We start from the raw sequence: 23,557 nt of genomic DNA, 5'->3' as shown, positions 1-23,557 counted from the left end.
GGCCTTAGGTCATCCCGAAGCGGGCCTCGAGGCGAGGGAGGTCCGCCTCCAGAAAACGGAGGCGGACCTCAGCATCCAGGGGCAGGGGCTTGCTGAGGGCCACCTGGGCAGTCAGGCCCAGCTCCGGCAGGAGGAAAATCCCCTGCCCTCCCCTTTTCTCAACCAGGATTCCCCTTCCCTCGTACCCCTTCTCCATCAGGTAAACCAGGATCCAGTGGAGCTTGCTCCTGCGCTCCGCCTCCCGCACCAGATCGGCCATGGCCTCCGCCGCCCCCACCCGCTGCAAGAGCTCCTCCTGGGAAAGGGGCCTCTCCCCTTTCAACCAAGCCCTTAGCTGCTGGTGGGCCACCAGGTCCAGGTAGCGCCGCAAGGGGCTCGTCACCTGAGCGTACAAGGGAAGACCCAGGCCCTTGTGGGGCGCAGGCACCGCCTTGAGCTGGGCCCTTTTGAGGGCCTTCCGCTGCTCCCACATGGCGGCAAGGCCCTCACCCTCCACCCTGCGGCTTGGCGCCTCCTGGGTGGCGTAGGGGAAGGGCAGGCCCTCCCTGAGGGCCAGGTGGGCGGCAGCGTAGCCCGCCAGGAGCATGGCCTCCCGCACCCAGAGGCGGCTCTCGTAAGGGAATAGGGGGGTAAGGTGCACCCGCCCTTCCTCCAGGCGCACCTTTACCTCGGGAAGGCTGAGGTCCAAGGCCCCCTGGGAAAGGCGCTTCCGGTGAAAGGCCTGGGCCAGGGCGGCCAGGGGCTCCAGGGCGGGCTCCTCTAGGGCCTCCCGGTAGGTGAGCCTTCGCACCCGCACCCAGGAGGGGTAAAGCCGCTCCTCCAGAAGCTCCCCCTCCTCGGAAACCCAAAGCTCAAAGGTGAGGGCAGGGGAAACCTCCTGAAGGCCAAGGCCCAGGCGCTCGGTGACGGCCTGGGGCAGCATGGGCACCGTGCCCTCGGGTAGGTACAGGTTGGCCCCGCGGCGGAGGGCCTCCAGATCCAGAGGGCTCCCCGAGGGCACCAAGGCGGCCACGTCCGCCACGTGGACCAGGAGGTGGAAGCCCCCCGGCACCTGCTCGGCATAGACAGCATCGTCCGGGTCCTGGCTCCCCTCGTCGTCCACGGCGAAAGCCGGGAGGGAGGTTAGGTCCCGCCGCTCCTCCTCCGGCAGGGGGGGCAGGGGCAGATCGGGAGGGGCAAGGGGGAGCCCGAGCCTCCGGGGATGCGGGTTTTCCCATCGCCAGAGGCCGAGGCGCAGGAGGAGGGCGTGGGCAGCCTCTGGGGTTTCCGGGAGGGCCAAGGCCCGCACCAGGCGGCTCTCCCGCCGTTCCCCAAAGGCCAGGGCCTCGGCCTCGGCCAGGAGGGGGCGGTCCTCGGGGAGCCACCTGCCCTCCTTGAGCCTCCCCACTGCCTCCTGAAAGACCCGCTCCCGTTCCTCCCGCTCCCGCCGGGCCCGCTCTAGGGCGGCAAGCCCCTCCGGGGTGCGGGCCCGTACCCTCTCCCCCTCGAGGACAAACCGCTCCCCCTTTTGGGCCAGGAGGTAGGCCCCGTACGCCGCCCCGGGCGTATAGGCGCCGTAGACCAGTTCGGCCAGCTCCCTCAGGCTCACCGCCTGGCCCTGGAGGAGCTCCCAAGCAGCCTCCTCCTCCCCTTCGGGCACCTTTAGGTCCAGGAAAGCCGGTCCTGGATGAAGCCAAAGGACATCCTTGGGGCGCACCCTGACCCGTTCCCCTCCGGGAAGGGTGAGTTCCAGCCTATCCCCTTTCTCTTCCGCCAAGGCGGGCCTGCCCTTGTACACCACCAGCGCAGCCACGCCCCCAAGGATACCCTAGGGTTCAAATCCGATGTGCTCTATGAAAAGGGGGAGCACCGCCTGGGAGAACATGCGGAAAAACCTCCTCAACGTCTCCCTGGTCACCCCACCGGCGAGGTCCAGCTCCCACTCCACCCAGGGATCCCCCTCTTTGTCCAGATAGGCCCGGCTAAAGCGGCGGCCTCTGTTCCATTCGTTGAGCTCCTCGAGGCGGACCTTCTTCGCAAACCCTGCCGAAAGGGCGAGGATGCTACACCTCCCCTTTTCACACCCGTCCAGCTCCAGCCAGACCGGCTCCAAACCGCTGAGCTCCAGCCGGAAACGGTAATCACCTTTCCTAGCGAAAGGCACCCCCATATCCTTTAGGATGGCTTCCACCTCCATCGGGGACACGTCTTTGATCAGGTCTTGTCCCAGGCCCCATCCCGACAGGACCACCGCTATCACCCAAAGGAGCCGCATGTAGCCACCAAGGCCGCCGCTTCCAAAGGGCCCGTCCACCCCGGAAAACCGCTCCCTGGGATGCAACCGCCCCCCACGCCCCCTTGGCGGAACCGCCCTCGAGGGCGAACGCAAGGCGGAAGCCAAGTCCGCATGGCAAGCCGGAGGAACGGCCCGAAACCGGAGGGAAGGCCCCCGCCTTTGCCAAGGCCCGTAGGCCAGAAACCCCCCTTACTCCCCACCGTAGTCCCCCCACTCGTGAAGAAGACCCGAGGGACCCTCCCAATACAGGTTCCCCGCCTCGTCCTGGTGGGTGGGCTCTGGCGTTTCTCCAGAAAGCAGCTGGCTCCACTCCTCGGCCATCCAGGTGTTAAAGTCCCGATGCTCTTGCAGGCTCTCGTCAAAGCCACCCGAGGCGCCCCAACCCCCGCCAGAAAGGTCCGGGGGGGACTCTCCTCCTGAAACGTCCCCGGGACCGTACCCGTAAGGTTCGGAAACACTCCCTCCAGGAGCGGGTAAGGAGGATTCCCCACCCATGGGGGTCCCCCCAGGCGCGGCAGGCCCACTGGGCAAAGGGGGATACCCCTGCCCGACCCCTGGACCCGCCCCGGGCCAGGCCCCCGGCACACCTCCCCCCACCTCCAGGGAAGCCAGGACGCCCTCCACCTGGGGGCGCACCTGGGCCAGCTTGCCCACCTCCCCCGTGAGGGTGAGCTGATACCCCTCCTGGCCCACCACGAAAGCCCAGACCCAAAACTCCAGGGCCCTTCCCCCATGCCGACCGCGCCCGGCAAAGGCCACCGCCTCCGTCCCACCCAAGGGCACCGCCTGGACCGGCCCTGGGGTGAACCCTTCCACCCCTTGGGCGTTCCTCCAGGCCACCACCTGGGCGTACTGGAAGGCGTTTATGGGCTGGGGAAGGGGCTCCACTAAAAGGGTCAGGTTTTCTCGGAAGGTGTCCCTAGGGCCCTCCAAGGGGCTCAAAAGGGCCCAACCCCCCTGGACCTCCTTGGCCTCCCACCCCTGGGGCACCTTTAGGCGCACCTGGCCCACCTGCACCTCCTTAGGCCCCTCGGGAAGGAGGTTCCCCACGATGCCCAACACCAGGACCGTGGCCAAAAGGAGAAGAAGCCAGTCCCGTCCCGTGCGCGGCCAAAGAAGCTTCACCTTTGGTCTTTCCTGGATGTCCTGTCCTTCCGCTGCCATACCTACTCCCTTATTCCCCCGGCCTCCTTTTGCCTGAAGGGGTTGTATGCCTCGGCCCAACCGTCCCGGGGAGACTTTCCGCCGAAAAGGGCGAGGAAGGCATAGCCGCCGAGGGCCACCCCCACCCCGAGAAGGACAAGGCTAGCGCTTTCGGGAAGCTGGCCCTCGAGGCTAAAGGCCGCTCCCGCCATCCCCACCCCGATCCAGAGCCAGGCAAAAAGCCTTTGGTAGCGCCTGCGAGCCCTTTCCCACTCCTCCCCCACCTCCGCGGGAGGGTATAAAAGCCCGTTCAACCAGGCCAGACCGCGCACCGAGTGGAGGTACCGCACCAGGCCCGGTTGCTCCTTCCAATCCACACCCATGTGGGTCAGCATCCGGTCCCAGCCCGGAAGATCCAGCCAAAGGGGCACTCTTTCCCCTCCCACGACCAGGTGGAAAAGGGGGCCTGTGGACAAGCGGCCCACTTGCATCAACCTCTGCCACTGGGCCTCGGTGCCTCCCCCAGGAAAGGGCCCCTCCGCCCACGCCAAACGATCCTTCGGGTAAAGCCTTCCGGCCACCCGAATCCCCTCCGGCTCTAAAACCACCTGGAATACCGAGCGCAAAAGGGGCCCCAGGGCAGAAGTGTAGAGGGAAAGCCCCAGGAAAAGGGCAAAGATCCCAAGGAGCAGCGCCACCACCTATTCCCCCTCGGCCACAGAACCTGCAACCAGTCAAANGGGGGGGGAGCCCCAAAAAGACCACGGGCAAGCCGCTTCTGCTTTTGCCAATGGAGCACCCTTCGTGCACGGGCACTTAGCCGCACAAAGGCTGCCCGCTTTTGCCAAGGAGGATAAGCGAGAACCCCCATGCCTCACCTCACCCGGTAGAACGCAAAAGCTTCGAGAATAAAAGTGGTGTACGGGTTTTGCGACTCCCTCACCAACATGGAGTACCCATACTTCAGCAGGCCAGTCTTCGGGTCATAGCCCACGGCCTCCACATAACCCGAGTCAAACTGGCGTCCGCCCGAACCCCCGGTGGTCATGTAACCGTTTTCCACTATCCCATCCCCATCAAAGTCATCCGCCAGGCGCCCGGCCTTAAAGTACCTCGCACTGGGAGGCAAACCCGCCATGGGCGATGGCAGGAGATCGAGCAAGTAGGACTTTTGGGAAAAGACAGGGCACCGCGTCAGATCCATAGCCGGACGCCCATCGCCCCCCAGCAGCTCACAGGCGGGACTAACCCACCTCTTTTCAGCAGCCCGTCCCTCAGGGGTATACCATGTCCCCATGTAAGGGCCTTGGGGAGTTCGCTCCAAGGTAAACAAGAGCCGAGGAGCAGGAGATTCGGGAATCTCGCGGATAATCTGGCCAGTTCTCGGGTCCCGCTCCCTATGGATCCCAGCCGCCAACTCCACACGGTAGGAGGGTTTTGTCAGCACAGCCCTTCCGGGCTGAGGGTATCCCGCGGAAGCAGCCAAACCGCAAGCAACCCCCGTCATAAAGTCCATCCTCGGAGCGGTAGGCCCCATGCACATGGCCACCGAGACCTGCTGCAAGCACAGCAAATAGGCATCTGCCCCCTGGGCTTGGTAAGCCTGGCACTGCGCATGGGCTTTCTGCCGCAAGGCCTCGTAGGGCCCGAAGTCCGGGGGGTAAACAATCTGTTGGGCCAGGGCCCAAAGAAGCCACAGCCCCCCAAACCAGCCAGTCCAGCGGAACCCCTTCATGGTTCACCTCGGATTCCTAGCGAACCTCCTTCAAGGCGTAGCGGGTGCAGGGATTGCGTTGCGTGCTAAAGTCGCAGTATACGAAATAGGCCAGCCAACCGTCTTGACGGTAAGCCAACTCTATCCGTCGTTGGTTGTCCTGGAAGCGGTAGAGAACCAGATTGCCTTGAAGGGTGCGGGTAAACCTATTGCCCCCTATTTCCGTTCTACCCGTGTGCCACACGGGTGGCAGAAGCACCTCCCTCCCTCCTTGAAGTCCTAATCCATCCAAAAGAAAGGTTGCCTGCGTTTGTCCCTCTGCGTCCTTCACCACTTCGGTCACCCGCCAACGGCCAGCTCCCGCGGGCTCGATGCGGTAGTGGAGCCCCCCTAGGACCACGGCGAACCGCTTGCCATCCCCTACCTCCTTATTGTACCTGAGCTCCACCACCCGGTTGGCTGGAGGGGTAAAAGCCGCTTGTCCTTGGGGGAGGGAAGGCACCTGGGCCGCCCCGCCAGGGGGTGCGGGCTGGGAAGGCAGACCCGGATACGGGGGTAAAGGCCCCGGCTGGCCCGGCCCAGGACTAGGGTAACCGGGTAACCCGGGCGGGCTGGGACCACGGGGTGGGGACTCAGGCATCCCCGGAGGGGTCGGGGAAAAGCCCCCACCCATCCCCATCAACTGCACCTGGGCTAACAGTTGCTGGAAAAGGGGTTGAACTTGGGGAAAAACTTGAGCAGGAGCGGTGAGCTGAAAGCCGTACGCCCGGCCACCCTGCACGGTGTAAACGGAAAGGTCCGTGTAGCTTTGCCCCTGGAAAAGGATCTGGCTCAGCACCCCCATGGCAGGCCTGCCGCCCAGGGAAAGGCCGGAAAGGGGTTGCCGTTGCACTTGGATCCCCTGTTGCCGCAAGCCCTGGTCTTGCTGGGCCAAGCGCTGGAGGTTGAACTGGTGGAACCCCTGGAGATCCATGGGCTGAACTAGGTCCATGGAGGTGGCATACAGTTCTGCCCCCGCGGAATGCAGAAATACCACCGTTAGACCACCCGGGAAGGGCACCTCTTGTGCCAGCTGGAACCCGTGGGGGATAGAGAACGACATACCCAAAGCTGGGTTCTGGTACACTTGCCCCCCCATGCCTGGCATCTGAGGGCTACCTCCTGGCACTGCAGGAAAACCAGGCGGGCCCATTTGCGCCCACACCCAAGCCAGTGTGGCTAAAAGTCCCGCCACTTTTTTGATATAAATTCTATTTTTCATGGCCTTGCCCCCTTTGAAAGCCCCCTCTTCCGCTCAGCTGTTCCCATACCTGCACCCAGAACCCCACCCCGGATTCAAACCCAAGGGCGGGGCAACCGACCTACCCCTTCCCTTCACCCCCCACCTCACCCTTCAGGATAGGAACAAGACCTTACGTATCCCTTAAACGGGGGGCGGTATAGTGGGCGGCGTGGAGTGGGACCTTTCTGACCTCTACTCGGGCCCCGAGAGCCCAGACCTGGAAGGGGACCTAGCCGAAGCCTCGCACCTGGCGGAGGAGCTGGACCCCAAGGACCTCCTGGACCCCAAGCGGGCGGAAGACCTCTTCCGCCGCTATGAGCGGGCCCTGGAAAAGGCCTACAAGCCCTTGAACTATGCCTCGCTCTTCTTCGCCACCCGCACCCAGGACCCGGTGGCGAAAGCCCTTCTGGACCGGATACGGAACCGCTACACCGAGGTGCGAAACCGCCTCTTGCCCCTGGAGGTGACCCTGCGCAAGCTCCCCGAGGAAGCCTTTCAGGCCCTCCTGGACCACCCCGGCCTCGCCGACTTCCGCCACTTCCTGGAAAGGCAAAGGGCCTACGCCCCCCACACCCTCTCCGAGCGGGAGGAGGAACTCCTAAACCTGAAGGGCCTGGTGGGCAGGAGCGCCTGGGGCCAGTTCTACACGGAGTACACGGGCCGCTTCCGCTTCCGGGTGGAGGAAAGGGAACTTACGGAGATGGAGGTGCAGGCCCTCAGGCGGGACCCCGACCCTGGGGTGCGCCGGGAGGCCCACCGGGAGCTTTACGGCAAGCTCCTGGCCGAGGCCCCCACCCTAGGCGCCGTCTTCAACGCGGTCTACCTGGACTACCTGCAGGACCTGGATCTGAGGGGTTACCGCCACCCCCTCGAGCCCGTGGCCCTCCGGGACGAGGTGGAGGTGCGGGACATAGAGGCTCTCCTGGAGGCCACCCAGGCCCACTACGGCCTGGTGGAGGCCTATTATCGCTGGAAGGCCCAGCGCTTGGGCGGGAAAAAAGTGGCGAGCCCCGACCTCCTCGCCCCCCTCACCCGGGAAAAGCCCAAAGTGCCCTTCGAGGAGGCCAGGGCGCTGGTCCTGGAGGCCTTCCGCCGCTTCTCCCCCGAGGTGGAAAGGATCGCCCGGGAGTTCTTTGAGAAGCGCTGGATCGATGTCTACCCCCGCCCCGGCAAGCGGGGTGGGGCCTTCTGCAGTGGGGGGCTTCCCTCCACCCACCCCTACGTCTTCCTCAACCACACGGACGACCTGGACGCCGCCCACACCCTGGCCCACGAGCTTGGGCACGGGGTGCACTTCTACCTGGCCAGGAAGCAACGTCTCCTGAACTTCGGGGCCTCCACCCCCCTGGCGGAAACCGCCAGCGTCTTCGCGGAGATCCTTCTGGACGACCTTCTCCTGGAAAAGCTTTCCGAGGAGGAAAGGACCCTCCTTCTGGCAGAAAGGGTGGAGGACGCGGTAAACACCCTCTTCCGCCAGGTGATGTACACCTTCTTTGAAAGGCGGAGCCTCGAGGCCCGCCGGGAAGCCGCCCTTTCCCCTGAGGCCTTCCACGGGATCTGGCAGGAGGAGCAAGCGAGGCTTTACGGGGATGCCGTGGAGTGGACGGAGCTGGACCAAGCGGCCTGGGCCGGCATTCCCCACTTCGTCCACTACCGCTTCTACACCTACAGCTACGCCCTGGGCTACCTGGTGGTCCTGGCCCTCTACGGCAAGTACCGGGAGGAGGGCAAGGCCTTCGTGCCCAGGTACCTGGAGGTCCTCGAGGCGGGGGAAAGCCAAAGCCCCAAGGAAATCCTGGCCAGGGCCGGGGTGGACCTAGCCTCGGAAGCCTTCTTCCGCTACGGCTTTGGCGTCCTGGAGTCTTGGCTTGAGGCCCTCCCCTAGGGGACAATAAGGGGATGGACCTCGTCTTTCGCCCCGAGCGCTACCCCTACCTCACCCAGGACCTTCCCGGCGTGGGGGGTACGATCCGCCTCCTTCCCCAGGACTTCCAGGTGGAGGAGGTGCCCGCCTACCTGCCCAGCGGGGAAGGGGAACACCTCTACTTCCTCCTGGAGAAGGAAGGCCTAACCACCCGCCAGGTGGTGGAGTTTCTGCGGGACGAGGTGGGGGTGCCGGAAAAGGAGATCGGGGTAGCCGGGCTAAAGGACAAGCGCGCCAAAACCCGCCAATGGTTCTCCATCCCCCGCAAACACGAGGATGCCTTCTGCTTGCTGGAAAACCTTAAGGGAACTCGGCTTCTGGAAGCCAACCTGCACACCAACAAGCTGCGCACGGGCCACCTCAAGGGAAACCGCTTCCGCATTCTCATTCGCGGGGCCCAGGATGGGGAGAAGGCCCGGGCCATCCTGGAGGTCCTAAAGGCCAAGGGCATTCCCAACTACTACGGCCCCCAGCGCTTTGGCCTCGGGGGGCAGAACCCGGTAAAGGGCTACCAGCTGGTGAAGAAGGGTAAGGGAAGGGGAAACCCCTGGCTTAAGCGCTTCCTGATTGGAAGCCTGCAAAGCCTTCTCTTCAACGACTGGGTGGCCCTAAGGATGGAAAGGGGGCTTTACAACCGGGTCATCCCCGGGGACTGGGCCAAGAAGCACGCCACCGGGGGGGAGTTTCTGGTGGAACGGGAGGAGGAGGCGGAAAGGGCTTTAAGGCTGGAAATCAGCGCCACCGGGCCCCTCTTCGGCAAAAAGTACCCGGAGGCCCAAGGGGAGGCCAGGGCCCTCGAGGACGAGATCCTGGCCCGCTATGACCTGAAGCGGGAGGAGTTCCACGCCCGCCGGGGGGCAAGGAGGCCCATCCGCATCCCCCTTACGGAGTGGACCCTGGAGGAAACCCCAGAAGGGCTTTGGCTAACCTTCTTCCTGCCCAAGGGCAGCTACGCCACCAGCCTCCTAAGGGAGGTGATGAAGGTGGAGGTGGATGCTCCGGAAGAGGAAGAAACCCTGGGGGAGGGCTAAACCCTCCCCCAGCCTTGGGTAGTCCCTAGAAGCGGTAGCCCACCTTGAGCTGGGCCGCCAGCTTGCCGGCAGCCACACCCAGGTCCCCACCCAGGAAAAGGGGCGCTCCCAAGGTAGCCTTCAGGTCGTACTCGGCATCCGCCCGGAAGTAAAGGCTGGTGTTGCTGAACAGGAAGCCAGGGATGGCCACCCCAAGCCCCACCCCGCCCTTTAGCCCCTCGGCCAAGGGGTAGAGGTAGCGGAAGAGGAAGGCCCCGTTCCAGTTTCCGTTCACGTTATAGGCGAGATCCAAAGCCGGCCGCACTTCCCCCACAGGGGGCTGGAAGAGCTGGCAGTGCCAGGAGGCCTCGAGGCCAAAACCCTGGGTGCCCCCCACCACCGCCAGGGAGGGCTTTAAGTTCTCCACCGAAAACTGCGCCAAACCTAGGCCGAAGGCCACCACCAAAACACCCAGAATCCTCCGCATACCAATACCTCCCCTGTGCATGCTACCCCATATCCATGACCCTTTGCAAGCTTTCCCCTAGGTAAGCTCCAGAGAACACCTTATACCCCCTATCCCTAAGCACTTCACCCACCGCCTCACCTACTCCCCGGACCAGGATGGGAGGGGAACCCAGGTTGAGCATGACCAGAAAGCCCACCACGTACTCAGCGAGCTCCTCCGGGGCCATGGAGGGCCCTCCGGTGCGGCCGTAGCCGGGCAGGTCCAGGAGGTAGAAGGTGTAGCCCTGGGGAAGCTCCTCCGGCCACATGTCCGCCTCCTCCGCCAGAAGGAGGACCGCAGGCCCCCTCCCCACCCGGTCAAAGACCAGGTTCAACCCGTAGAGGTGGAGGTACCCGGTCCGCCTCATAGGGCCAGGCCTCCGGGCAAGGGACGAAAGGCCTCACCGCTGAGGAAATCCGCCACCAGGTCCAAGACCTCCTCCGGGGCCTCCCAGGGAACCAGATGCCCCGCCTCCTCCACGCTGAAGCGCAAGGCCTCCCCCTTGGCGAAGTCCGCCACCTCCTTGCCGTAAAAGGGAGGGGTGAAGGCATCCCAGGCCCCCTGGACCACCAGGACCCGGGCCTCCGTTCCCCTAAGCCAGCGGCGCTCGTCGGCAAGCCCCTGCACAAGGTCCAGCCAGGAGCGCACCCTCGCCTGGGAAAGGCCCTCCTGCCAGGCGGCGAAGATCTCCTCGCTGGCCACCGCCTTCGGCCCGAAGAAAAGGGCCCGGCCCACCTGGGCGAACCCCTCCACCCCCTGGGTCTCGAGGCCCAAGCGCAGAGCGGCAAGCTTCGCGGAAAGGAGCGCGTCCCGCCGCAGGATGGGGGAAAGGAGCACCAGGCTCCTCGCCCCTTCCTGGAAGGCAGCCCTTAAGGCGGCAAGGGCCCCTTCCGCAAAAGCGACAAGGTGAAGCCCCTCCTCCGAGGGCAGATCCTGAAAGGCGTCCAGACCCGCAGGAGGCGCCAACAACCCGGGAAAGAGGCGTATCTCGCCCACACCCCCTTTATACTCTGGGGCATGGAAGGGGACCTCCTTGCAAGCCGGGAAACCCTGGACGCCACCTTAGGGGTGCGCTACCTGAAGCTGGAAAAGGAGGAGGTGGTGGCCGAGCTGGAGGTGACCCCCAGGGTGCACCAGCCCTTTGGCTTCCTCCACGGGGGAGCCACGGTGGCCCTGGCGGAAAGCGTGGCCAGCGTGGGGGGATTCTTCAACTGCCCGCCGGGGCACGCCGCCTTCGGCCTGGAGATCAACTGCAACCACATCCGCAGGAAAAGCCAGGGCACCATCCGGGCCGTGGGCAGGCCCCTGCACGTGGGCCGCACCACCCAGGTGTGGGAGGTCAAGGTCTACGACGAGGAGGAAAAACTGGTGGCGGCCAGCCGGTGCACCCTGGCGGTGGTGCCCCTAGAACCAGGAACGTAGCCAGCGAAGCCAGTTCTCCCCCAGGAACGCCTCGTCCCCTAAGGACCAAAGGTCTCGGTGGCGGTCCAGCCCCAGGGGAACCGCCTCGAGGCCGAATCCCCCATCCCAGTCCGTGCCCAGGCCCACCCCCGTGGGGCCCAGGATGGCTTCGGCATGGGCCTTGTGGCGGAAAAAGACCTCGAGGGGAAGCCTGGGATCGCCCCGCTTCCAGCCGGGGTCCAAGAAGGCGTTGAAGGGCACCAGGCCCAAGACCCCACCCCGCTCCCCCAAGGCCTCCAGGAGGCGGTCGGAGAGGTGGCGGGGGGAAGGCACCAGGGCCCGGGCGTTGGCATGGGTGGCGCACACCGGGCCCGAGAAGGCCTCGAGGGCCTGCCAAGCCGCCTCCTCCGCCAGGTGGGAGAGGTCCAGGGCCATTCCCAGGCCCTCCATTTCCCGCAAAAGGGCTTTTCCCAAGTCGGTCAGGGGAGCCTCCTCGGCGTTGCCCCCCGCGTAGGCATTCCGGGTGGCCCAGGTAAGGGAAAGCATCCTGAGGCCCCTTTGCCGCAAAGGAGCCAACTCCTCAGGGGAGGCGAGGGCATGGGCGCCTTCCAGGAGAAGCACCAGGCCCGGGATGCGGTCCTCCCGGTGGCGGGGGAGGTGCGCCTTCAGATCCCTTCCGTGACGGAGGATCCTCACCCATCCCTTGGCCTCCCAGGCCTCGTAGAGGGCCAGTTGGGCGTACACCTCCTCCTGCCAGTCCTCGAGGCCCCCTTCCCTGGGATCCACGAACAAGGTGGCGAAGGCCACCGCCACCCTGGCCTCCCTAAGGCTTTCCAGGGTCACCAAGGGGGTTTCGGGATGGGGATCCACCTCCCGGAGGCGGTCCAAGGGGAGGGTGAGGTCCCGCCCTAGGGCCCTAGCGTTCCAGGCCAGGTCCAGGTGAGCGTCCACCATGACGGCGTCCATGGCCAAACTCTACAATGAAGGGCGTGCGGCCTTCCGAGCTGCCTCCCCTCCCGGAAACCCCCGGGGTCTACCTCTGGAAGCAGGGGGAAGAGGTCCTCTACGTGGGCAAGGCCAAGAACCTGAGGGCCCGGGTGCGGAGCTACTTCCATGCGGAGGGCAAGGCAGCCCGCATCGCCCAGGAAGCCACCGCCCTGGACTTCATCGCCACCCGGGACGAGGTGGAGGCCCTCCTCCTCGAGGCCAACCTCATCAAGGCCCACCGCCCCCCCTACAACGTCCTCCTCAAGGACGACAAGCACTACCCCTTCTTAAAGCTCACCCAGGAACCCTTCCCCACCCTCCTGGTGGTGCGCCGGGTGGAGGCGGACGGGGCCAAGTACTATGGGCCTTTCCCCGAGGCGGGCGCCCTCAGGCGCATCAAGACCCTGATCGACCGCCTTTTCTCCTTGCGCAAGAACTCGGGCTACCCCATGAAGCGAAGGCGCTACCCCTGCCTGAACCACAGCATGGGCCGCTGCCTGGCCCCTTGTGTGGGCCTGGCGGACCCCAAGGCCTATGGGGAGGTGGTGCGCCAGGTGGAGGCGGTGCTGGAGGGAAAGGTGGACGGGCTCCTCAAGGAGTTAGAGACCAAGATGCGCGAGGCGGCCAAGAGGCTGGAGTTTGAACGGGCCGCGGAGCTCCGCGACCAGATGGAGGCCCTAAGGGCCTTCTTCTCCACCGCCCAGCAAGCCTTTGACCCGGAGATGGGGGATCTGGACTTCCTGGGCTTGGCCCAGGCAGGGCCTTTGGCGGTGGTGCAGCTCTACCAGGTGCGCTCAGGGCGGATCCTGGGCCGCATCAGCCGGGTGGTGGAAAAGGAGGAAGCGAGCCCCGAGGAAATCCTCTGGGCCTTCCTGCGGGACCACTACCTGGAGGCTTCCCCCCTACCCCCCCTGATCCTGCTGCCCTTCCCCCTGGAGGACCTGGAAAGCCTAGCAGCCCTCCTTCACCGCCGCGCCGGGCGGAGGGTGGAGCTAAGGGTGCCCAAAAAGGGGGAGAAGGTAAGGCTTCTTGAGCTGGCGGAGAAGAACGCCCGCCTGGCCCTGGAAACTGAGCTCAAGCAAAGGGAAAGGCGGGGGGACCACCCCGCCCTAAAGGCCCTCCAGGAGATCCTGGGGCTATCCCAAAGGCCCTATCGCCTCGAGGGGTACGACGTAAGCCACCTCCAGGGGGAGGCCCGGGTCTTTTCCATGGCCGTCCTGGAGGGGGGTAGGCCCAAGAGGGCGGAGTACCGCAGGATGCGCCTGAAGGCGGGAAACGACGACTACGCTGCCATGGAGGAGGGGGTATACCGGCGCTTCACGGGAAGCCTAAAGGACCTGCCCCTCCCCGATCTCCTCCTGATCGATGGCGGGCTCGGCCAGGTGCGGGCGGCAGCCCGGGCTTTGGAAAGAGCCGGCCTGAGCCTCCCCCTGGTGGGCCTGGCCAAGAAGGAGGAGGTCCTCATCACCCAAGAGGGCCGGGAGATCCGCCTGCCCCTAACCCACCCTGCCCTTCAGCTCCTCATCCACCTTCGGGACGAGGCCCACCAAAACGGGCTCCGCTACCACCAAAAGCGAAGGAGCCAGGAGCTTTTCCAGGTGCTAAAGGGCATCCCCGGCATTGGGGAAACCCGCAAACGCCTCCTCCTGGAGCGCTACGGGGGGCTCAAAGCCCTCAAGGAAGCGCCCTTGGAAGAGCTGGCCAGCCTCCCCGGGATGAACCGCAAGGCGGCGGAGGCCCTGAAGGCCGCTTTGGAAGGGGCCCTGGGGTAAGATAACCCCCTGATGGTGCGCCGCGCCCTGGAAGAGGCCATTCACCAAGCCCTCAAGGAGATGGGGCTGGACCTCCGTCTCAAGGTGGCCAAGGCCCCCAAGGACAAGCCTGGGGACTACGGGGTTCCCCTCTTCGCCTTGGCCAAGGAGCTACGAAAACCCCCCCAGGTTATCGCCGAGGAGCTCAAGGCCCGCCTGGACCTTCCTCTTTTCGTGGAGGAAGTTATCCCCGTGGGGGGATACCTGAACTTCCGCATCCGCACGGATGATCTCCTAAAGGAGGCCCTGAGGCCTAAGGAGCCTTTTCCCAAGAGGGAAGGCCTGGTGCTCATCGAGCACACCTCGGTGAACCCCAACAAGGAGCTCCACGTGGGCCACCTGCGGAATATCGCCCTCGGGGACAGCCTGGCCCGCATCCTGGACTATGCGGGGCGGAGGGTCCTGGTCCTGAACTACATTGACGACACGGGCCGCCAGGCGGCGGAAACCCTTTTCGCCCTAAGGCACTACGGCCTCCCCTGGGACGGGAAGGAGAAGTACGACCACTTCGCCGGCAAGGCCTACGTGCGCCTTCATCAGGATCCCGAGTACCCCAACCTGCAGGGGGGCATAGAGGAAATCCTTCACGCCCTGGAGCGGGGGGAGCTTAGGGAAGATGTCAACCGCATCCTCCTGGCCCAGATGGCCACCATGAAGGCCCTGAACGCTCATTACGACCTTCTGGTCTGGGAATCCGACATCGTTCGGGCGGGGCTTCTGGAAAAGGCCCTGAAGATCCTGGAGCAGAGTCCCCACGTCTTCCGCTTTACGGAGGGCAAGTATGCGGGGGCCTTGGTCATGGACGCAAGCCCCTTCATCCCCGGGCTGGAAGACCCCTACTTCGTCCTGGTGCGCTCCGGGGGAGCCGCCACCTACTACGCCAAGGACATCGCCTTCCAGTTCTGGAAGATGGGCCTTTTGGAGGGGTTGTACTTCCAGCCCTACGAGAACCCCTACTACCCAACCCTGAGAACCAGCGCCCCCGAGGGGGAACCCTACACCCCCAGGGCCCGGGAAACCATCAACGTCATCGACGTGCGCCAAAGCCACCCCCAGGCCCTGGTGCGGGCGGCCTTGGCCCTGGCGGGGCACCCCGAGTTGGCGGAGGGTGCCTTCCACCTGGCCTATGAAACCGTACTGCTGGAAGGCAAGCAGATGTCCGGGCGCAAGGGCCTGGTGGTGAGCGTGGATGAGGTCCTGGAGGAAGCGGAAAAGCGGGCCCTTGCCGTGATAGAGGAGAAAAACCCCGACCACCCCGCCAAGGAGGAGGCGGCCAGGATGGTGGCCCTGGGGGCCATCCGCTTTGCCATGGTGAAGACCGAGCCCAGGAAACAGATCGATTTCCGCTACGCCGAGGCCCTTTCCTTTGAAGGGGATACGGGCCCCTACGTCCAGTACGCCCACGCCAGGGCCCACAGCATCCTGCGCAAGGCCGGGGAGGGGGGGGAGATCGACCTAGCCCAGGCCACCCCGTACGAGCGGGAACTGGCCCTGGCTCTACTGGACTTTGAGGAAGCGGTGCTGGAAGCTGCTGAGGAGAAGACCCCCCATGTTCTAGCCCAGTACCTGCTGGACCTTTCCGCCAGCTGGAACGCCTACTACAACGCCAAGGAGGACGGGAGGCCCGCCACCCCGGTGCTCACGGCACCCCCGGGCCTGAGGGAACTCCGCCTCGGCCTGGTGAGGAGCTTGCAAGAAACCCTGAAGACGGGGCTTTCCCTCCTGGGCATCCCCGCCCCTGAGGTAATGTAAGGGCATGCGCCTCGTCCTCGCCGTCCTCCTCCTTTCCCTCTTGGCCCTGGGCCAGCGCCTGGTCTCCCCCGAGGAGGTAGCCCGAAACCAAGTGATCCAAAAGGCCCTGCCCGCCGTGGTCCGGGTCCAGGGCTCCCCCACCGCCCCTGGGGAGAACCAGGTGGTGGGTACGGGGTTCTTCGTGAGTCCCTTCCGGGTGGTCACCAACTACCACGTGGTCCAAGACTTGGCCGACCTCACCGTGCGCCTGGCGGACGGACGCACCTTCCCCGCGGAGCGCTTCGCCGTGGACCCCGGGATCGATATCGCCCTTCTCACGGTACGCGGCCTCCAGGCTCCCCGGGTGCTGGCCTTTAGCAAGACCCCCAGCACCAGCCTTCCCTTGGGCATGGGGGTAGTGCTGACGGGGTTTCCCTTCGGCCAGGGACCCCTGGCCTCCTACGGGATCCTCTCCGGCATAGGCCCCCTCGAGGTTCCCTCCCCCGACCCCAGCGTGGGAGCCGAGGTGGGGGAATACCTCTTCACCGATGCCCCCCTCACCGTGGGCAACTCGGGAAGCCCCCTTCTGAACCTGCAAGGGGAGGTGGTGGGAGTGGTGGCGGACGTGGTGGGAGGACCCTCGGGGGTGGGAGGAATCGGGGTGGCCATCCCGGCGGATATGGTGGCCCAAAGCGTACAGGACCTGGAGCGGTTCGGCATCCCCCAGCGGGGCTGGCTGGGGGCCAGCCTGGTCAGCCTGGATGAACTTCCGCCGGTGCTCCTCAGGGCGGTGGGCCTCACCACCACCCAGGGGGCCATGGTGGACCGGGTGGACCCCGGAAGCCCCGCAGCCCGGGCCGGCCTAAGGGGAGCCCAGCGGGACGCCCAGGGGAGGCTTCTCGCCCTTGGGGATGTGATCCTGGCGGTGAACGGCAAAGCGGTCAAGGGCAAGGCGGAGGTGGTCCGCCTCATCGCCCGCTACCGCCCTGGGGACCGGGTGCGGCTAACGCTTTGGCGGGAAGGACGGAGGCTCGAGGTCACCCTCACCATGGTGGCCCGGCCTGCCAGCCGTTAGGCTACCTTGCGGAGGTAAGCGTGTACATCGCCATAGAAGGCCCCATCGGCGCAGGTAAAACCACCCTGGCCCGGCTCCTTGCGCAAAGGTTTGGGGCCGAGCCCCTTCTGGAGGTGGTGGAGGAAAATCCCTTCCTGCCCCTTTTCTACCAGGACCGAAAGCGCTACGCCTTCAAGACCCAGGTCTTCTTCCTCCTTTCCCGCTACCGGCAGCTTTCCCGCCTTCGGGAAAGACCCCTCTTCGGCGGGGTGGTGGCCGACTACCTTTTTGACAAGGACGCCATCTTCGCGAGCCTCAACCTGGAGGGCCCCGAGTGGGACCTTTACTTGGACCTTTACCGGGAGCTTTCCCTGAAGCTCCCCCCGCCCGACCTCACGGTCTACCTCAGGGCCCCGGTGCCAGTGCTATTGGAACGCATCCGGAAACGGGGTAGACCCTTTGAGGAGGGGATGGACCCCGCCTACCTCGAGGCCCTCTCCGAAGCCTACGAGCGCCACTTTACCCGCTACGCCCATCCCCTCTTGGTCCTCGAGGCGGACCAGCTGGACTACAGCCAACCCGGCCCCGACCAAGACCGGGTGGTGGCCCTGGTGAAGACCCACCTTGCCCAGGACGGCAGGACCGCCTAAAGAAGGGTCCAGCATGTATCTGGCCATCGCCGGCAACATCGGTAGCGGCAAGAGCTCCCTCACCGCCTTGCTCTCAGAGGCCTTCGGGCTGAAGCCGGTGTACGAGGCGGTGAGCGAAAACCCCTACCTGGAGGACTTCTACCGGGATATGGGGGCCTACGCCTTCCACTCCCAGGTCTTCTTCCTGGCGAGAAGGGTGCGCCAGCACCTTCTGGAGGTGAACGGGGCGAGGGCCGTGGTCCAGGACCGCACGGTCTATGAGGACGCCCTGGTCTTCGCCCAGAACCTTTACCGGGAAGGCCACTTGAAGGAGCGGGACTGGCGGACCTACCTGGACCTCTTCCAGAGCGTGTCCCCAGCCCTTAGGAAGCCCGATCTTCTCATCTACCTCCGGGCAAGCCTCCCCACCCTAAGGAAGCGGATAAAAAAGCGGGGAAGGCCCTTTGAGCAAAACCTCCCCGACCGCTACCTTCTCGGGCTCAACGCCCTCTACGAGGAACTCATCGCCTCCTGGGACCTCTCCCCCGTGTACGTGGTGGAGGCGGACCGGATAGACTTCGTGGAAAAGGCGGAGGACCGCGATAGCCTTCTTGCCGCCCTCCGCCTGTGGATCCAGCCATGACCCTCGAGGAACTCTTCGCCCCCTTTGGCCTCCCGGTGTTCCCTTCGGGAAGCAACAAGGCCCCGTCCCTTAGGGTCTTAGGCCTCACCCTGGACTCGAGGCGGGTGAAACCCGGTTATGTCTTCGTGGCCGTGCCCGGGGTGCCCCTTCCCCACCGCAAGCCCTTGGACGGGCACGACTTTATCCCCGAAGCCTTGGCCAAGGGGGCCATCGCCGTGGTGGGGGAAAGGGAGTTAAGCCTTCCCGTGCCCTACCTGCGGGTGGGGGACGCCCGGGAGGCCTTGGCCCGCCTGGCCCGCCATTTCTTCGGCGAACCCGACCAGAAACTGGCCCTCTTGGGCATCACCGGTTCCAAGGGGAAGAGCACCACGGCAAGCCTCCTTCACCACCTCCTGCAAGCCAGCGAAAAACCCGCCGCCCTCCTTTCCACCGTGGGCCTCCGCCTAGGAGAGGAGGCCCGCCCTAACCTCGGCCATTTCACCACCCCCGAGGCCCCCGAGGTGTACGGGTTTTTGCGGGAAGCCGTGGAGAGGGGGCTGGAGGCTGCGGTGCTGGAGGTTTCCAGCCACGCCCTGGCCCTGAAGCGGGTGGAAGGGCTTACCTATCGCATCGGGATCTTCGTGAGCTTCTACCCCGACGACCACCTGGACCTGCACGGCTCCGCCGAGGCCTACTTTGCCGCCAAGGCCCTTTTGGTGGAGCGCTCCCACCTCGCTGTTTTAAACACCCGACTGCCCCATCTGAAGCGCCTTCTTCTCAGGCCCCATCTTCTCTTCGGACTGGGTGGGGAGGTGTGGGGGGAGGGCTTGCGGGAAGGGGAGGAGGGCCTCCGCTTTACCCTGCATACCCCCTGGGGCTCGGGGGAAGCCTTTTTGCCCATGCTGGGGAGGTACAACCTGGATAACGCCCTGGCCGCTAGCGCCGCCGCCTTGGCCTATGGATTTTCCCTGGAAAAGGTGCTTCAGGGCCTCGCCACCTTTAGGGGGGTGCCGGGGCGGATGGAGGTGGTGCGGAGAAAGCCCTTCCGGGTGGTCATCGACTTCGCCCACACGGGAAAAAGCCTGGAGGAGGCCCTACAGACCTTGCGGGCCACCACCCGGGGAAGGCTTCTTCTGGTGGTGGGGGCTGCCGGGGAACGGGACCCGAGGAGGCGGGAGGATGTCGGACGGGTGGCGGCAAGGCTTGCCGACAAGACCTTTTTCACCGAGGAGGACCACCGCACGGAGGACCTCCAGGCCATCCTCGAGGCCCTGGCCAAGGCCGCCAGGGAGGAGGGGGGCCTTTTCGAGCTCATCCCCGACCGCAAGGAAGCCATCTTCCGCGCCCTTTCCGAGGCCCAGGAAGGGGATACCGTGCTCCTTGCCGGCAAGGGGCACGAGCGCACCTTGGAAAGGGGCACTTTGGCCCTGCCCTGGGACGAGAAGGCGGTGGCCCTGGAGGGCCTTAAGGCCCTGGGCCTAGGCGGAGGCGAGCCTCCCTAGGGAGGCCACCCATTCCTCAAAGGCCCTAAGCCCCCTATGGTACATGGCTTCCCGCTTCTCCTTCTTGGCCATCCTTCCCTCCACCGGAGGGAGCAGCCCCCAGTTGGCGTACATGGGCTGGAAGCCCTGGGGGTTGGCGGTGGCCAGGAAGCGGACCAGCCCCCCCAGCATGCTCTCCTCCGGCGGGGCCACGGGTTTTAACCCCTGGTAGCGCCGGGCGGCGTTCAGGCCTGCCAGGAATCCTGTGGCGGCGCTTTCCAGGTAGCCCTCCACCCCGGCCAGCACCCCCGCGGCGAAAAGCCCTTCCTGCTCCTTAAACTCCAGGGTATCCCGGAGTAGGAGGGGAGCGTTTAGGTAGGTGTTCCGGTGCATCACCCCGTAGCGCACGATCTCGGCGTTTTCCAGGCCCGGGATCATCTGGATGAGCCGCCTTTGCTCGGGCCACTTAAGACCGGTCTGGAACCCCACCAGGCTCCACATCCGCCCCGCCTTGTCCTCCTGGCGAAGCTGCACCACGGCGAAGGGTTCCTTGCCGGTCCTTGGGTCCTTGAGCCCCACGGGCTTCATGGGGCCAAAGAGGAGGGTTTGGTAGCCCCTTCGGGCCAGCTCCTCCACGGGCACGCAGGCCTCAAAAAACTCCCGCTTCTCCCACTCGTGGGGGGTGTGCTCCTCCGCCTCGAGGAGGGCCTGGTAGAACCGCCGGTACTCCTCCTCGGTCAGGGGGCAGTTGAGGTAGTCCGCCTCCTGCCCGTAGCGCCCGGCGCGGAAGCACTTTTCCAGGTCGATGCTCTCGTAAAGGACGATGGGGCTTGCCGCATCAAAGTAGCTCAGGAAGTGGTCGCCAAAGCGGCGCCGTATGGCCTGGGAGAGGGCGTCGGAGGTAAGGGGACCCGTGGCCAGGATGGCCAGGCCCCCGGGGATCTCCTGCACCTCCTCCCGCACCACCTCCACCAGAGGGTGCCGGGAAAGCCTCTCCGTGATGTACTGGCTGAACTCCTCCCGGTCCACGGCCAAGGCCCCTCCCGCGGGCACCCGGGCCCTGAAGGCTGCCTCCATGACCAGGCTTCCCGCCCGGCGCATCTCCGCCTGCAATAGCCCCTTGGCGTTGGCGGACCCCTCGCCCCCCAAGGAGTTGGAACAGACGATCTCCGCCAGCTTTTCTGTGGCGTGGGCCGGGGTCATGCGCTTGGGGCGCATCTCATAAAGGCGCACGGGAACCCCAAGCCGCGCCAGGGTCCAGGCGGCCTCGCTGCCCGCCAGGCCTCCACCCACCACCGTCACCCGTTCCATCCTTTAGATGGTACCACCCGGGCTGGTTTGGGAAAAGGGCGAGGGCGGGTAGAATGACCCTATGGCGGTGCGGCACCGGTTTAAGGTGGATTCCCTATGAGCCTGGCCAAGCGCATCATCCCCTGCCTGGATGTCCACGCGGGCCGCGTGGTGAAGGGGGTCAACTTCGTAAACCTCCGCGATGCGGGCGACCCCGTGGAAGCCGCCCAGGCCTACGATGAGGCCGGCGCCGACGAGCTGGTCTTCCTGGACATCTCCGCCACCCACGAGGAGCGGGCCATCCTCCTGGAGGTGGTGGCCCAGGTGGCAGAAAGGGTCTTCATCCCCTTAACCGTGGGGGGAGGGGTCCGCTCCTTGGAGGATGCCCGGAGGCTTCTTCTGGCCGGGGCCGACAAGGTGAGCGTGAACTCGGCCGCGGTGAAGCGCCCGGAGCTCATCCAGGAGCTTTCCGACCACTTCGGCTCCCAGGCGGTGGTCCTGGCCATTGACGCCCGCTGGAACGGGGACTTCCCCGAGGTCTACATCGCCGGCGGACGCATCCCCACGGGGCTTCACGCGGTGGAATGGGCCCTTAGGGGGGTAGGGCTTGGCGCCGGTGAGATCCTCCTCACCAGCATGGACCGGGATGGCACCAAGGAGGGCTACGACCTCAGGCTCACCCGCATGGTGGCCGAGGCGGTGAGCGTGCCGGTGATCGCCAGCGGAGGGGCGGGGAGAATGGAGCATTTCCTCGAGGCCTTCCTGGCCGGGGCCGACGCCGCTTTGGCCGCCAGCGTCTTCCACTTCGGGGAGATCCCCATACCCGAACTCAAGCGATTCCTGGCCAAACAGGGCTTGGAGGTGCGCCTAGATGGACCTGTCCCTGGTGAAGTTTGATGAACAGGGCCTGGTGCCTGTGGTGGTGCAGGATGCCAAAACAGGCGAGGTCCTGACCCTGGCCTACGCCAACCGGGAAGCCCTGGAGGAAACCCTAAGGACCAGGCGGAGCACCTTCTACAGCCGAAGCCGAAAGACCCTGTGGCGCAAGGGGGAGACCTCGGGGAACATCCAGGAGGTGGTGGAGGTCCTCCTGGACTGTGATGGGGACGCGGTGGTCTACCGGGTCCTTCCCCACGGCCCCGCCTGCCACACGGGGGAGCGAAGCTGCTTCCACCGCCCCCTCCTTTCCGGAGAACCCAGCCTGGGCTTTGTCCTTTCCCAGGTCTACGCCACCATCCAGGAGCGGCTTAAAACCCTTCCCGAGGGAAGCTACGTGGCCAAACTCCACCAGGCGGGCCTGGACCGGATCCTGAAGAAGATTGGGGAGGAGGCCGGGGAAGTCATCATCGCCGCCAAGAACCAAAGCCCTGAGGAGGTGCGCTGGGAAGCCACGGACCTTCTCTTCCACCTCCTCATCGTGCTGGCGGAACTGGGGCTCACCCCGGAGGACCTGGCCAGGACCCTCTGGGATCGGCACCGGCCCCCAGGCGGCCCTGCCCCCAGCTAAGCATCCCCTTTCCCCCTGGCCTTAGCGCCGCCTCCCCTGGGCGGGAGCGCTCAGCCAGAGCCTTCCTTCCAGAAGGACCGCCCTCCCGAGAAGGCGGGGCCACCCTATAGGCGGAGGAAGCGCTTTCGGGTGGCCTTTCGGTAAAACCAGGGACCGTCGGGCACCAAGGCGGTTATGCTTCCAGCTTAGCCCAACCCCTTATGATGGAAACATGGAAATCGAGCGCCGGTTGGTCCTCGAGGTGGTGCGGGTCACCGAACAGGCCGCCCTGGCGGCAAGCCGCCTGGCGGGCAAAGGCGACAAGGAAGCCGTGGACGAGGCGGGAACCCAGGCCATGCGTCGGGTCCTGAACGAGCTTCCCATCAAGGGCACGGTGGTCATCGGCGAAGGGGAGATGGACGAGGCCCCCATGCTCTACATCGGGGAGGTCCTGGGCCAAGGGGGGGTGGAGGTGGATATCGCCGTGGACCCCGTGGAGGGCACCACCACCGCCGCCAAGGGCCTGCCCAACGCCGTGACCGTGATCGCCCTCAGCGAGAAGGGCGGCCTCTTCCACGCCCCCGACATGTACATGGAAAAGCTCATCGTTCCCCCCCCGGCCGCGGGGCTTGTGGATCTTTCCTGGCCGGTTTCCGCCAACCTGAAGGCCTTGGCCCTGGCCCTGCAGCGCTCCGTGGAGGACCTGGTGGTGGTGGTCCTGGACCGCCCCCGCCACGAACGCCTCATCCGGGAGATCCGGGAAGCGGGGGCCCGGGTGAAGCTGATCTCCGACGGGGATGTGATCGCCGCCTTGGCCGCCGCCATCCGGGGCACGGGGGTGCACGCGGTGATGGGGATTGGCGGAGCCCCTGAAGGCGTTTTGGCCGCCGCCGCTTTAAAGTGCCTGGGCGGGGAGATCCAGGCCCGCTTCACCCCGCAAAACGAGGAGGAGCGGGCTCGGCTCAGGGCCATGGGCGGGGATGAGAACCGCATCTACCGCACCGAGGACCTGGCCCCGGGAAAGGAGATCGTCTTCGCTGCCACCGGCATCACCGACGGGGATATCCTCCAGGGGGTGCGCTTCTTCGGGGGCGGGGCCAGGACTCATTCCATCGTTCTGGGCCACGCCACCCGCACCGTTCGGTTCATAGACTCCATTCATCTTTTTGAAACCGGAGCCCGGGTGACCATTCGGGTTTAGACTAAGGG

23 protein-coding genes are annotated in these 23,557 nt (G+C 65.5%); 12 read left to right on the top strand and 11 right to left on the bottom strand.

Translation table 11 applies throughout. The annotated features are described in order from the left end of the window. Positions 1–4: 4 nt before the first annotated feature. The 6 genes from C2847_RS00540 to C2847_RS00515 all read right to left on the bottom strand — a co-directional run bounded on the left by C2847_RS00540 (position 5) and on the right by C2847_RS00515 (position 6,123). On the bottom strand, positions 5–1,792 hold the full coding sequence (locus C2847_RS00540; protein ID WP_105316538.1) for a ribonuclease catalytic domain-containing protein: 1,788 nt from the start codon (positions 1,790–1,792) through the stop codon (positions 5–7). 15 nt (positions 1,793–1,807) lie between these two features. After that, on the bottom strand, positions 1,808–2,254 hold the full coding sequence (locus C2847_RS00535; protein ID WP_128415146.1) for a YbjN domain-containing protein: 447 nt from the start codon (positions 2,252–2,254) through the stop codon (positions 1,808–1,810). 210 nt (positions 2,255–2,464) lie between these two features. After that, positions 2,465–3,439 carry a hypothetical protein gene (locus tag C2847_RS12225; RefSeq protein ID WP_164835591.1) on the bottom strand — a complete coding sequence of 325 codons (975 nt, stop codon included), beginning with the start codon at positions 3,437–3,439 and terminating at the stop codon, positions 2,465–2,467. A 2-nt stretch (positions 3,440–3,441) separates the two neighbouring features. Further along, positions 3,442–4,116 (bottom strand): hypothetical protein, encoded by a 675-nt coding sequence (locus tag C2847_RS00525; protein ID WP_128415145.1) that lies wholly within the window; start codon positions 4,114–4,116, stop codon positions 3,442–3,444. Positions 4,117–4,292: 176 nt separating this feature from the next. Beyond that, complete coding sequence (locus C2847_RS12450) at positions 4,293–4,622, bottom strand: hypothetical protein (protein ID WP_244187324.1); 330 nt, start codon at positions 4,620–4,622, stop codon at positions 4,293–4,295. 547 nt (positions 4,623–5,169) lie between these two features. Further along, positions 5,170–6,123, bottom strand: coding sequence for a hypothetical protein (locus C2847_RS00515; protein WP_244187323.1), 954 nt, complete (start codon positions 6,121–6,123; stop codon positions 5,170–5,172). 460 nt (positions 6,124–6,583) lie between these two features. Here C2847_RS00515 and C2847_RS00510 point away from each other — a divergent pair, with 460 nt between their 5' ends. Together C2847_RS00510 and truD are read left to right on the top strand one after the other, a co-directional pair. Beyond that, positions 6,584–8,299 (top strand): M3 family oligoendopeptidase, encoded by a 1,716-nt coding sequence (locus C2847_RS00510; protein WP_105316533.1) that lies wholly within the window; start codon positions 6,584–6,586, stop codon positions 8,297–8,299. Positions 8,300–8,313: 14 nt separating this feature from the next. After that, positions 8,314–9,369: a tRNA pseudouridine(13) synthase TruD gene (truD, locus tag C2847_RS00505; protein ID WP_105316532.1), complete on the top strand. Its 1,056-nt coding sequence runs from the start codon at positions 8,314–8,316 to the stop codon at positions 9,367–9,369. A gap of 25 nt (positions 9,370–9,394) precedes the next feature. Here truD and C2847_RS00500 read toward each other — a convergent pair whose 3' ends face one another. The 3 genes from C2847_RS00500 to C2847_RS00490 are packed head-to-tail and all read right to left on the bottom strand — an operon-like array spanning position 9,395 to position 10,852. Further along, the gene (locus tag C2847_RS00500; protein WP_105316531.1) at positions 9,395–9,835 is read right to left on the bottom strand and encodes a hypothetical protein; all 441 of its coding nucleotides are present in this window, start codon (positions 9,833–9,835) and stop codon (positions 9,395–9,397) included. Between the two features lie 22 nt (positions 9,836–9,857). Next, the gene (locus C2847_RS00495; RefSeq protein ID WP_105316530.1) at positions 9,858–10,223 is read right to left on the bottom strand and encodes an alpha/beta fold hydrolase; all 366 of its coding nucleotides are present in this window, start codon (positions 10,221–10,223) and stop codon (positions 9,858–9,860) included. Beyond that, positions 10,220–10,852, bottom strand: a complete 633-nt coding sequence (locus C2847_RS00490; RefSeq protein ID WP_164835590.1) for an alpha/beta fold hydrolase — start codon at positions 10,850–10,852, stop codon at positions 10,220–10,222. Before C2847_RS00490 ends, C2847_RS00495 begins: the two co-directional genes overlap by 4 nt. A 21-nt stretch (positions 10,853–10,873) precedes the next feature. On the opposite strand from C2847_RS00490, the gene C2847_RS00485 reads away from it, so the two are divergent. Then, positions 10,874–11,278 (top strand): PaaI family thioesterase, encoded by a 405-nt coding sequence (locus C2847_RS00485; protein WP_105316529.1) that lies wholly within the window; start codon positions 10,874–10,876, stop codon positions 11,276–11,278. Here C2847_RS00485 and C2847_RS00480 read toward each other — a convergent pair. Next, positions 11,261–12,223: a dipeptidase gene (locus tag C2847_RS00480; protein ID WP_105316528.1), complete on the bottom strand. Its 963-nt coding sequence runs from the start codon at positions 12,221–12,223 to the stop codon at positions 11,261–11,263. The genes C2847_RS00485 and C2847_RS00480 overlap by 18 nt on opposite strands. 14 nt (positions 12,224–12,237) lie before the next feature. On the opposite strand from C2847_RS00480, the gene uvrC reads away from it, so the two are divergent. Genes uvrC through C2847_RS00450 form a run of 6 tightly spaced genes read left to right on the top strand, consistent with a single transcriptional unit; the run spans position 12,238 to position 19,593 of the window. Then, positions 12,238–14,016, top strand: a complete 1,779-nt coding sequence (gene uvrC / locus C2847_RS00475) for an excinuclease ABC subunit UvrC (protein WP_164835589.1) — start codon at positions 12,238–12,240, stop codon at positions 14,014–14,016. Positions 14,017–14,028: 12 nt separating this feature from the next. Beyond that, a complete protein-coding gene (locus C2847_RS00470; protein ID WP_105316526.1) occupies positions 14,029–15,807 on the top strand; it encodes an arginine--tRNA ligase in 1,779 nt (592 codons plus the stop codon). A gap of 4 nt (positions 15,808–15,811) precedes the next feature. Continuing rightward, on the top strand, positions 15,812–16,861 hold the full coding sequence (locus tag C2847_RS00465) for a S1C family serine protease (RefSeq protein WP_105316525.1): 1,050 nt from the start codon (positions 15,812–15,814) through the stop codon (positions 16,859–16,861). A 20-nt stretch (positions 16,862–16,881) separates the two neighbouring features. Beyond that, complete coding sequence (locus C2847_RS00460; RefSeq protein ID WP_105316524.1) at positions 16,882–17,490, top strand: deoxynucleoside kinase; 609 nt, start codon at positions 16,882–16,884, stop codon at positions 17,488–17,490. A gap of 13 nt (positions 17,491–17,503) precedes the next feature. Next, on the top strand, positions 17,504–18,112 hold the full coding sequence (locus tag C2847_RS00455) for a deoxynucleoside kinase (RefSeq protein ID WP_105316523.1): 609 nt from the start codon (positions 17,504–17,506) through the stop codon (positions 18,110–18,112). Then, positions 18,109–19,593, top strand: coding sequence for a Mur ligase family protein (locus tag C2847_RS00450; RefSeq protein ID WP_105316522.1), 1,485 nt, complete (start codon positions 18,109–18,111; stop codon positions 19,591–19,593). Before C2847_RS00455 ends, C2847_RS00450 begins: the two co-directional genes overlap by 4 nt. Here the strand turns inward: C2847_RS00450 and trmFO are convergent. Beyond that, a complete protein-coding gene (trmFO, locus tag C2847_RS00445) occupies positions 19,570–20,883 on the bottom strand; it encodes a methylenetetrahydrofolate--tRNA-(uracil(54)-C(5))-methyltransferase (FADH(2)-oxidizing) TrmFO (RefSeq protein WP_105316521.1) in 1,314 nt (437 codons plus the stop codon). The two genes, C2847_RS00450 and trmFO, sit on opposite strands and share 24 nt — an antisense overlap. A gap of 96 nt (positions 20,884–20,979) precedes the next feature. Between trmFO and hisF the strand changes: the two genes are divergently transcribed. The 3 genes from hisF to glpX all read left to right on the top strand — a co-directional run bounded on the left by hisF (position 20,980) and on the right by glpX (position 23,549). Beyond that, positions 20,980–21,759 carry an imidazole glycerol phosphate synthase subunit HisF gene (gene hisF / locus C2847_RS00440; protein WP_105316520.1) on the top strand — a complete coding sequence of 260 codons (780 nt, stop codon included), beginning with the start codon at positions 20,980–20,982 and terminating at the stop codon, positions 21,757–21,759. Further along, the gene (gene hisIE / locus C2847_RS00435) at positions 21,734–22,369 is read left to right on the top strand and encodes a bifunctional phosphoribosyl-AMP cyclohydrolase/phosphoribosyl-ATP diphosphatase HisIE (protein ID WP_105316519.1); all 636 of its coding nucleotides are present in this window, start codon (positions 21,734–21,736) and stop codon (positions 22,367–22,369) included. Before hisF ends, hisIE begins: the two co-directional genes overlap by 26 nt. A gap of 211 nt (positions 22,370–22,580) precedes the next feature. Continuing rightward, the gene (gene glpX, locus C2847_RS00430; protein WP_105316518.1) at positions 22,581–23,549 is read left to right on the top strand and encodes a class II fructose-bisphosphatase; all 969 of its coding nucleotides are present in this window, start codon (positions 22,581–22,583) and stop codon (positions 23,547–23,549) included. The last annotated feature ends 8 nt before the right edge of the window (positions 23,550–23,557 follow it).

Origin of the sequence: Thermus tenuipuniceus (genome assembly GCF_002964845.1) — a bacterium.
GTDB lineage: Bacteria > Deinococcota > Deinococci > Deinococcales > Thermaceae > Thermus > Thermus tenuipuniceus.
This window is presented reverse-complemented; position numbering and strand designations above follow the sequence as displayed.

Excerpts from the sequence above, each read along its gene's own strand:
- C2847_RS00480 (WP_105316528.1), bottom strand. The coding sequence starts at position 12,223 with ATGGACGCCGTCATGGTGGACGCTCACCTGGACCTGGCCTGGAACGCT.
- C2847_RS00465 (WP_105316525.1), top strand. The coding sequence starts at position 15,812 with ATGCGCCTCGTCCTCGCCGTCCTCCTCCTTTCCCTCTTGGCCCTGGGC.
- uvrC (WP_164835589.1), top strand. The coding sequence starts at position 12,238 with ATGAAGGGCGTGCGGCCTTCCGAGCTGCCTCCCCTCCCGGAAACCCCC.
- C2847_RS00535 (WP_128415146.1), bottom strand. The coding sequence starts at position 2,254 with ATGCGGCTCCTTTGGGTGATAGCGGTGGTCCTGTCGGGATGGGGCCTG.
- hisIE (WP_105316519.1), top strand. The coding sequence starts at position 21,734 with ATGGACCTGTCCCTGGTGAAGTTTGATGAACAGGGCCTGGTGCCTGTG.
- C2847_RS12225 (WP_164835591.1), bottom strand. The coding sequence starts at position 3,439 with ATGGCAGCGGAAGGACAGGACATCCAGGAAAGACCAAAGGTGAAGCTT.
- glpX (WP_105316518.1), top strand. The coding sequence starts at position 22,581 with ATGGAAATCGAGCGCCGGTTGGTCCTCGAGGTGGTGCGGGTCACCGAA.
- trmFO (WP_105316521.1), bottom strand. The coding sequence starts at position 20,883 with ATGGAACGGGTGACGGTGGTGGGTGGAGGCCTGGCGGGCAGCGAGGCC.
- C2847_RS00470 (WP_105316526.1), top strand. The coding sequence starts at position 14,029 with ATGGTGCGCCGCGCCCTGGAAGAGGCCATTCACCAAGCCCTCAAGGAG.
- C2847_RS00485 (WP_105316529.1), top strand. The coding sequence starts at position 10,874 with ATGGAAGGGGACCTCCTTGCAAGCCGGGAAACCCTGGACGCCACCTTA.
- truD (WP_105316532.1), top strand. The coding sequence starts at position 8,314 with ATGGACCTCGTCTTTCGCCCCGAGCGCTACCCCTACCTCACCCAGGAC.
- C2847_RS12450 (WP_244187324.1), bottom strand. The coding sequence starts at position 4,622 with ATGGATCTGACGCGGTGCCCTGTCTTTTCCCAAAAGTCCTACTTGCTC.
- C2847_RS00500 (WP_105316531.1), bottom strand. The coding sequence starts at position 9,835 with ATGCGGAGGATTCTGGGTGTTTTGGTGGTGGCCTTCGGCCTAGGTTTG.
- hisF (WP_105316520.1), top strand. The coding sequence starts at position 20,980 with ATGAGCCTGGCCAAGCGCATCATCCCCTGCCTGGATGTCCACGCGGGC.
- C2847_RS00450 (WP_105316522.1), top strand. The coding sequence starts at position 18,109 with ATGACCCTCGAGGAACTCTTCGCCCCCTTTGGCCTCCCGGTGTTCCCT.
- C2847_RS00495 (WP_105316530.1), bottom strand. The coding sequence starts at position 10,223 with ATGAGGCGGACCGGGTACCTCCACCTCTACGGGTTGAACCTGGTCTTT.
- C2847_RS00455 (WP_105316523.1), top strand. The coding sequence starts at position 17,504 with ATGTATCTGGCCATCGCCGGCAACATCGGTAGCGGCAAGAGCTCCCTC.
- C2847_RS00515 (WP_244187323.1), bottom strand. The coding sequence starts at position 6,123 with ATGGACCTAGTTCAGCCCATGGATCTCCAGGGGTTCCACCAGTTCAAC.